Origin of the sequence: Bradyrhizobium sp. CSS354, from assembly GCF_029051725.1 — a bacterium.
Classification (GTDB): Bacteria; Pseudomonadota; Alphaproteobacteria; order Rhizobiales; family Xanthobacteraceae; genus Bradyrhizobium.
Map to the genome: position 1 here is coordinate 566,480 of NZ_JAACFU010000001.1, position 8,103 is coordinate 574,582.

Genomic DNA, 8,103 nt, shown 5'->3' on the forward strand with positions numbered 1-8,103 from the left:
TCCAGAATAAACAGCGGGAAGCGAAGAGGCCCACGAACCGTTCTTGCGAAGGCCCGTTTCCCCGTCGCGGAACACCCCGTCCGCCGGTCCAAAATCGTCCGCGTTGGCAGGTCTCCCGGCTTGCGGAGCAGGGTTTCCCCTTCGATCCCCGCCTTCCCGATCCCCAGGGGATCAGTGGCTTCGGGCATCTCTCCGGTCACGGTCGCGGGGGCGGCTGCATTTTGGAACCAAATCTTGCCGATTCGGACCCTATCGCATTCCCTCTTCGCCTGTCGTAGGACAGGAACCAACGCCGGGCCACCATTTGCCCCCGACCGCCTCTTGTCAAGCCGAAGGACCCCGTCCGATGACGTCAGAACCGGATACCCAGACGGCCGACGAAACCGACGCCCGCCACGCCTCCAAAATGGCGAAGAAGAAGGTCGCCCGCGACAAGATCATGGCGACCAAGAGCGGCGAAAAGGGCCTCATCATCGTCCACACCGGCGCCGGCAAGGGCAAGTCCTCCTCAGCCTTCGGCATGATCGTCCGCTGTGTCGCCCACGGCTTCCCCTGCGCCGTCGTGCAGTTCATCAAGGGTGCCTGGGATACCGGCGAGCGCCGCATGCTGACCGGCCATTTCGGCGACCTCTGCCAGTTCCACGCCATGGGCGAAGGCTTTACCTGGGAGACGCAGGACCGCGCCCGCGATATCGCCGCCGCGCGCGCCGGCTGGGAGAAGTCCAAGGAGCTGATCCTCGACCAGAATCTCCGCATGGTCGTGCTCGACGAGATCAACATCGCGCTGCGCTACGACTATCTAGACATCGCGGAGGTCGTCGAATTCCTGACGACCTCGAAGCCGCCGATGACGCATGTCGTGCTCACCGGACGCAACGCCAAGGACGAGCTGATCGAGGTCGCTGATCTCGTCACCGAGATGACGCTGGTCAAGCATCCCTTCCGCTCCGGCATCAAGGCGCAAGCCGGCGTCGAGTTCTAAGAAACTCGCGATGGCGCGCGCATTGATGATCCAGGGGGCCGGCTCGGACGTGGGCAAATCGCTCATCGTCGCCGGCCTCGCGCGCGCCTTTGTGCGTCGCGGCTTGCGCGTGCTCCCGTTCAAGCCGCAGAATATGTCGAACAACGCGGCCGTCACCGTCGACGGCGGCGAGATCGGCCGCGCCCAGGCGCTCCAGGCGCTCGCCGCGCGCGTCGAGCCGCATACCGACATGAACCCGGTGCTGCTGAAGCCGGAGACGGATGTTGGCGCGCAGGTGATCGTGCACGGAAAGCGCATTGCGACCGCGCGTGCGCGTGAATATGCGGCGATGAAGCCGTCATTGATGGCTGCGGTGCTGGAGAGCTTCGAACGGCTGAAGGCGCGTGCCGATCTCGTGCTGGTGGAAGGCGCCGGCAGCCCGGCCGAGGTGAACCTGCGCAAGGCCGACATCGCCAATATGGGGTTTGCGCGCAAAGCCGATGTGCCGGTCGTGCTGGTCGGCGACATCGACCGCGGCGGGGTCATCGCGCAACTCGTCGGCATCCAGACGGTGATCGACCCCGATGATGCCGCGATGATCCAGGGATTTGTCATCAACAAGTTCCGTGGCGATCCCACGCTGTTCGACGACGGCTACAGACTGATCGAAGAGAAGACCGCATGGCGCGGCTTTGGCGTGCTGCCCTGGTTCGGGCGCGCCGGCGAGTTGCCGGCTGAGGATGCGCTGGGCCTGAGCGATGCGCGCAAGCCCGGCCAATGCAAGATCGCCTGTCTCGCGCTGTCGCGGATCGCCAATTTCGACGATCTCGATCCACTCAAACTCGAGCCCGGCATCGATCTCGTGATGGTGCGGCCGGGCGAAGCCATTCCCGGCGACGTGCGCCTCGTCATCATCCCCGGCTCGAAATCCACCCGCGGCGATCTTGCCTTTCTGCGCGCGCAAGGCTGGGACATCGATCTCCTGGCGCATCACCGCAGAGGCGGCCATGTGCTCGGCCTCTGCGGCGGTTATCAGATGCTCGGACGCAGCGTCACGGATCCCGATGGGATCGAGGGCCTCGCGGGCGACACAGCGGGCCTCGGGCTTCTGGACGTCGAGACGGTGATGAGCCCGCAAAAGACGCTGACGCGCGTTGCGGCCGTGCATGCCGCAACAGAACAGCCGATTGAGGCCTATGAAATCCACATCGGCCGCACCGATGGGCCGGATCGCGCGCGGCCATTCGCAAGGCTGAACGGCGAACCGGAAGGCGCGATCTCGCGCGACGGGCGCGTGCAAGGCAGCTATCTGCACGGCCTCTTCACGTCGGATGATTTCCGCAAGGCGTTCTTGGCAAAGCTCGACATTCCCGCGGGCAACGAGCCCTATCACGCAAGGGTCGAGAGCGCTCTCGATGCGCTCGCCGATCACATCGAAGTCCATCTCGACGTCGAAGGCCTGCTCGCGCTAGCGCGCTAGAGCCTCGGCGAGGCGCGACCATTCGGATTCGCCGCCCGGAAGCCCGAGGCGCAGCCATGTCGGCTCTCGCGCGAACACGCGCGACCAGATATGGTGACGCGCCAGCTTCTCCTGCGCAACAAGCGCGTCGGGCGTCTCGTAGAGACGAAACAGCCGCGTCCCGCCAACGAGCGTCCAGCCTTGCGACTGCACCATGCCCTCAAGGCGACCGCAGTCTCGCACGAGCCGCGCGGACGTGGCCTCGGCCCAGGCATCGTCACCCAAAGCGCGGCAACCGATCGCGATCGCCGCTCCCGAGACCGGCCAAGGCCCCGACATCGATGCGAGCCTGGCGACGTCGGACGAATTGCCGAGCGCGAAACCGAGCCGCAGGCCGGCAAGGCCGTAAAACTTTCCGAAGGAGCGCAAAATCAGCAGACCCGGCCGGTCCTCGGATGCAAGTGAAAGCTGCGGGGCCACATCGGCAAAACTCTCGTCGATGACGAGACGGCCGACGCGTGGCAGCAGCGCCAGCAAATCCTTTGGCGTATGACATCGGCCGTCGGGATTGTTGGGATTGACGACGATGGCGAGGTCGGCGCCGACCAGCGCGTCGAGCTCCCCGACCTCCTGGACCTCCCAGCCCGCGGCCGAGAGGACCCCAGCATATTCGTTGTAGGTCGGCGCGAGGATGCGCGCGTGGCCGGACGGCGCGAGTTGCGGCAGCAGTTGGATCGCGGCTTGTGCGCCGCCGAGCGCGACAACCGCCGCGCTCGTGCGGTAAGCGTGCCGCGCCGCCTGATGCAGCGCCTCGATTTCGCCGCGCGACGGCAACGCGCTCCATGCGCGCGAGCTCACCTCGCCCACGGGAAAAGGCAGGCGGTTGATCCCGGTCGACAGATCGATCCAGTGCTCCGCGCGACCGCCGAACCGCTGCTGGGCCTGATCGAGATTTCCACCGTGCTCGCGCATGCGCTGTTCTTTCACGCGAAGGCCAGGATCGCAAGGACACCGGCGAGCAGCAGCATAGCGCGGCGGTAGACCGTCAATCCCCGATCGATGTCGGCGGCAAGCGGATCGCGCGCAGCTTCATTCAACCATGGCTCGTTGGTGGTGCTGCCGTGATAGATTCGCGGACCGCTGAGCCGCACACCAAGCGCACCCGCCATGGCGGCTTCCGGCCAGCCGGCATTGGGCGATCGATGTCGGCGTGCATCCCGCATCATGCAAGACAGCGCCTCCGATCGCCGTGGCGCCAGCAGCACGAACAGAAATCCGGTCAGCCGCGCCGGAATGAAATTGGCGACATCGTCGATGCGCGCCGCGGCCCAGCCAAAGGCTTCGTGCCGTTCGTTGCGGTGACCGATCATGGAGTCCAGCGTGTTGATCGCCTTGTAGCCGACGATACCCGGCAAGCCGAACAGCGCGCCCCAGAACACCGGTGCGACGATGCCGTCGGATGCATTCTCGGCGAGGCTCTCGATCGCCGCGCGAGCGATGCCGGCCTCCTCGAGCGCCAGGGGATCGCGGCCGACGATGCGCGAGACCGCGTCGCGTGCGGCCGCGATGTCACCGGCCCGCATGGGATTTGCGACGGCAGCAACGTGGTCGTGCAGCGAACGCAAGGCGACCAGCGGCCAGCCCAGGACGCCGACCAGTACGATCTGAATCCAGCCCAAGGGAAGCAGGGACTGCAGCGCCCAGCCGAGCGCGACGGAGAGCGCGATCACGACGAGTGCTCCGGCGAGACCAGCGGCGCGGCGAAATGCCTGCGGATCGGACGGTCGATTCCAGGCGCTATCGATGGCAGAGATCAGCCGGCCCAGCCAGGTGACGGGATGGCCGATCCGCGCGAACAACCACGACGGCCAGCCCAACAGGGCATCCACCGCCATCGCAACCGCCATCGCACCCGCAAAACCCACGCCCGCCTCCTGTCCCCGCCCCTGTTGCGCAAAGCGAAGGCCGAACGCAAGCCCCCGACTGGCGGATTTCGGCTTTGTCTTTGGCCGCGTTTGGTGATTAGTCAGGCCCACAGGAGACCTTTATGGCCGTCATCTTGATCACGGGCGGAGCGCGATCGGGCAAGAGCGCCCATGCGGAAAAACGCGCACGCAGCTTTCCGGGCCGACCCGTCTACATCGCGACGGCCGAGGCGCTCGACGCGGAAATGGAAGCACGCATCGAAAAGCATCGCAGACGGCGCTCGACCGATTGGATCGAGCGGGAGGTACCGCTCGATCTTCTGCAGGTGCTGATGGAAACCGATGGCGGCGGGCCTAGACTGGTGGACTGCCTGACCCTGTGGCTCTCCAACATGATGCATGCGCAGCGCAACTGGGATCACGAAGTCATGAAGCTCGCCGTCTTCCTGCGCGCCCAGAAGAGCCCCGTCGTCTTCGTCACCAACGAAGTCGGCCTCGGCATCGTCCCCGACAATGCGCTGGCGCGGAGCTTCCGCGACGCGGCCGGATTCATGAACCAGGCCATCGCGGCCGTTGCCGACGAGGCCGAGTTCGTCGTCGCCGGCCTGCCGATGAAGCTGAAATGATGCCGCGCGACGAATTCTTGCGGAACGTCATCGCCGATCTCAGGATGGCGGTATCGTTCGTGACGATCCTTCCCGTCGCCTCGTCGAAGCCAGCCGGCGACGGGGCCATCGCGCGCGCGGCATGGGCGCTTCCCGTTGCAGGGCTGGCGGTCGGCCTTGCCGGTGCCTTGGTCTACAAGCTCGCCAGCCGGTTCGGTCTGGCACCGAACCTTGCCGCCCTGCTCGCGCTGGCCGCGACCGCCCTCGTGACCGGCGCGCTGCACGAGGACGGCCTTGCCGATACTGCCGACGGGCTCGGCGGCGGCCGCACGCGCGAGCGCAAGCTCGAGATCATGCGCGACAGCCGGATCGGCACTTATGGCGTCTGCGCGCTGATCCTGTCGTTCGGCCTGCGCTGGAGCGCGCTCGCGGCGATCGCCAATCCGTGGGCCGTCGCGCTCGCGCTGTGCGCTGCGCATACTGCTGCCCGCGCGGGCTTGCCGGCCTTCATGTCGCAGGTTTCACCTGCGCGACCTGACGGCTTGTCGGCGAGTGCGGGATCACCGCCAGGCCGCAGCATCGTCATCGCCTTCGCTGTTGGGATCCTCGCGCTCGTGCTCGCGCTTGGGCCGGGCAAGGCGCTGGTAAGCCTGATCCTGCTCTCGCTCGCCGGCCTGATGCTGGCGCGACTTGCCATCCGCCAGATCGGCGGGCAGACCGGCGACATTCTCGGCGCGTTCGAGCAGAGCGGCGAGATCCTGATCCTGCTGGTTGCCGCAGCCTTCCAGATCGGACACTGACGTCATGGTCGAGTTCGACGAGACCTTCCGCCAACACTTGCGCGAGCTTTTCGTGTGGCGCCGTGACGTGCGCCGCTTTCGCACCGACCCGTTGCCGGACGGCGCCATCGATCGCCTGATCGAGACGGCCTGTCTCTCACCCTCGGTCGGCCTCAGCCAGCCCTGGCGCTTCGTCATCGTTGATGACGCTGCACGGCGTCGCGCCGTGATCGACGACTTCAAAGCGTGCAACGCCGACGCACTGAATGCCTATGCCGGTGAGCGCGCGGCGCGCTATGCCACGCTGAAACTGTCGGGTCTCGAACAGGCCCCCGGCCACCTCGCCGTGTTCGCCGACAAGGCCAGCGATGTCGGTCACGGCCTCGGCCGTGCGACGATGCCGGAGACGACGGAATATTCCGTGGTCGCGGCGATCACCGCGATGTGGCTCGCCGCGCGCGCCGAGGGCATCGGGCTTGGCTGGGTATCGATCCTCCATCCGGATCGCATCCACGCCATTCTCGACGTGCCGGACACCTGGAAATTCATCGCCTATCTCTGCATCGGCTATCCGGAAATCGAATGCGACCGGCCCGAGCTGGAACAGGCGAAGTGGGAGCAGCGCCGCGGCGCGGATGAGTTCACGCTGCGGCGGTAAGCGCGTGCCCCATACGTCCTACGACCTGCTCCTGCCGGCAACCGCCGCCACAGGCGCAGGAGTTTCCTGCTTCTGGAACATCAGCAACGGCCGGAAAATGACCCGGCCGTAGGCCTCGTAGTGGTGCTGGGTCGAGACCGCCATCTTCAGCGGCGTCGCGTAATTCGCCTCGAACGTCATGAACGAGGCATAGGTCCAGGAGAAGCCGACGCCGACCGAGCCCAGTTCGGTGATCCCGGGGAACGTCGAATACACCGCGCCCCAGTCAGTGAAGATGTAGGTGTCGAAACCCCTGAGCCATTGCGACCAATTGTAGTGCAGCTCGGCGTTGAAGTAGTAGCCGCTGTCACCGGACGCCGAGTTCGAGGGATAACCGCGCACGGTGGTGGGACCGCCGATCGAGAAGATCTGGTCGCCCGGCAGCAGCTTTTCTTGCGTGTACTGCCAGCTCGCCAGCACATTGGTGCTGAAATTCGCCGGGCCCGCCGCGCTGGTCGCGAACATCGAACCGGTATAGGTGTTGAACGTGCGATTATTGCCGAGCACGTGGTCTTGCCATGTGATGTAGTTCACCGCCGGCGAAACCGTGATCGAATAGGTGTTGCCGGAATTGGTCACCGAGAGGCCCGCCGTGGCCTTGTCGTAATGATCATGGGTCACGGCGACCGTGGCGAAGCGGCTGACCGTCTTGCCCTCGGTCTCCGCGGCGTTGAGCAGCACTAGCCAGTTCTGCGTGACCCAGATCGGCTGGCTGAAATTGACCGCGGCCTGGCTCGAGCGTCCGGTGACGTCGAGCGCGACGAACGGCCCCTGGATGATCTTGATCTTGCCTTCGGTATAGCTGACGCCGGCGCGGCCGCCCCAAGGATTGACCGGAATGCTGTAGGCGACGTTGCCGTTGAGATTACCGTCGGAACGGACGCCGTAGAAGGTCAGGCGGTCGTCGACACCGAACAGGCCGTGGCGCTTGTAGAAGGCCCCACCCTCCCAACGCCCGGTGTTTTCCGCGCCCTGGTTGTCGGTGAAGAGCTGCAGGGTGTCGACCGGCGGCTCGATCACGGCGAACTGGAGATCGGTCAGGCCGAAGCTCGTTCCGGGCTGCAGCAGCGCCTTGATCTGCACGTCGTTGGTTCGATTGAACCAGATCACGTCGCGATTGAGTTTTGGAACGTCGAGGACCTCGCCTTCGGGCTCCTTCACGCGCTGAAGGATGTATTCGGTGCGGGTCTGCTTGTTGCCCTCGATGGTCGTCTTCTGGAGCCGGCCTTCGGTCAGCTTGACGCGGACGATGCCGCCCTTGGCATCCTGCTCGGGCAGCGTCGCGATGCCCGTGACGATGCCGCGCTCGGTATAGATGGCGTTGATGTCGGCGACGAGCTGCAGCAGCGAGGCGATGTCGACGTTCTTGCCGATGTACTTCTTCGCGATCTCGGCGAGCTCGGCCGGCGTGATGAACTTGGAGGCGTCGAACTCGACGTTGCGCAGGCGGAACTTGGGACCGCCCGGCTTCAGGAGCTGGGACTTCTCCCGCTCGCCACCAATCACCGCCGGCCCGTTGAGCTTCGGCGGCGCGCTCTGCTGTTCGAGCTGCCTTCGTTGCCGGTCGACGTCGTTCTGGATCACGCCGGGATTGATCGACGGAATCTGCGCCCGCGCGGAAGCGATGCACGACGCTGCGAGCCCAACTCCTAATGCCGCCCCCAGAATCCGCATCCC

Annotated in this window: 8 protein-coding genes and 1 riboswitch; of the genes, 5 read left to right on the forward strand and 3 right to left on the reverse strand. The window is 65.7% G+C overall.

The window, feature by feature from the left end:
* Window positions 1-87: 87 nt before the first annotated feature.
* A riboswitch (cobalamin riboswitch) is annotated at window positions 88-306 on the reverse strand.
* A gap of 40 nt (window positions 307-346) precedes the next feature.
* Both cobO and GWG67_RS02785 read left to right on the forward strand, forming a co-directional pair.
* Window positions 347-982, forward strand: a complete 636-nt coding sequence (cobO, locus tag GWG67_RS02780) for a cob(I)yrinic acid a,c-diamide adenosyltransferase (RefSeq protein ID WP_275167612.1) — start codon at window positions 347-349, stop codon at window positions 980-982.
* Between the two features lie 10 nt (window positions 983-992).
* Complete coding sequence (locus tag GWG67_RS02785) at window positions 993-2,441, forward strand: cobyric acid synthase (RefSeq protein WP_275167613.1); 1,449 nt, start codon at window positions 993-995, stop codon at window positions 2,439-2,441.
* Here the strand turns inward: GWG67_RS02785 and cobD are convergent.
* Both cobD and cbiB read right to left on the reverse strand, forming a co-directional pair.
* Entirely contained in the window at window positions 2,430-3,392 is a 963-nt protein-coding gene (gene cobD, locus GWG67_RS02790) for a threonine-phosphate decarboxylase CobD (RefSeq protein WP_275167614.1), read from the reverse strand. The two genes, GWG67_RS02785 and cobD, sit on opposite strands and share 12 nt — an antisense overlap.
* 11 nt (window positions 3,393-3,403) lie before the next feature.
* A complete protein-coding gene (cbiB, locus tag GWG67_RS02795; RefSeq protein ID WP_275167615.1) occupies window positions 3,404-4,345 on the reverse strand; it encodes an adenosylcobinamide-phosphate synthase CbiB in 942 nt (313 codons plus the stop codon).
* Window positions 4,346-4,467: 122 nt separating this feature from the next.
* Between cbiB and cobU the strand changes: the two genes are divergently transcribed.
* The 3 genes from cobU to bluB are packed head-to-tail and all read left to right on the forward strand — an operon-like array spanning window position 4,468 to window position 6,387.
* Window positions 4,468-4,971 carry a bifunctional adenosylcobinamide kinase/adenosylcobinamide-phosphate guanylyltransferase gene (gene cobU, locus GWG67_RS02800; RefSeq protein WP_275167616.1) on the forward strand — a complete coding sequence of 168 codons (504 nt, stop codon included), beginning with the start codon at window positions 4,468-4,470 and terminating at the stop codon, window positions 4,969-4,971.
* Window positions 4,968-5,750 carry an adenosylcobinamide-GDP ribazoletransferase gene (gene cobS / locus GWG67_RS02805; RefSeq protein WP_275167617.1) on the forward strand — a complete coding sequence of 261 codons (783 nt, stop codon included), beginning with the start codon at window positions 4,968-4,970 and terminating at the stop codon, window positions 5,748-5,750. Before cobU ends, cobS begins: the two co-directional genes overlap by 4 nt.
* A 4-nt stretch (window positions 5,751-5,754) precedes the next feature.
* On the forward strand, window positions 5,755-6,387 hold the full coding sequence (gene bluB / locus GWG67_RS02810) for a 5,6-dimethylbenzimidazole synthase (RefSeq protein WP_275167618.1): 633 nt from the start codon (window positions 5,755-5,757) through the stop codon (window positions 6,385-6,387).
* An 18-nt stretch (window positions 6,388-6,405) separates the two neighbouring features.
* On the opposite strand, the gene GWG67_RS02815 is transcribed toward bluB, so the two are convergent.
* The gene (locus tag GWG67_RS02815; RefSeq protein ID WP_275167619.1) at window positions 6,406-8,100 is read right to left on the reverse strand and encodes a ShlB/FhaC/HecB family hemolysin secretion/activation protein; all 1,695 of its coding nucleotides are present in this window, start codon (window positions 8,098-8,100) and stop codon (window positions 6,406-6,408) included.
* Between the last annotated feature and the right edge of the window lie 3 nt (window positions 8,101-8,103).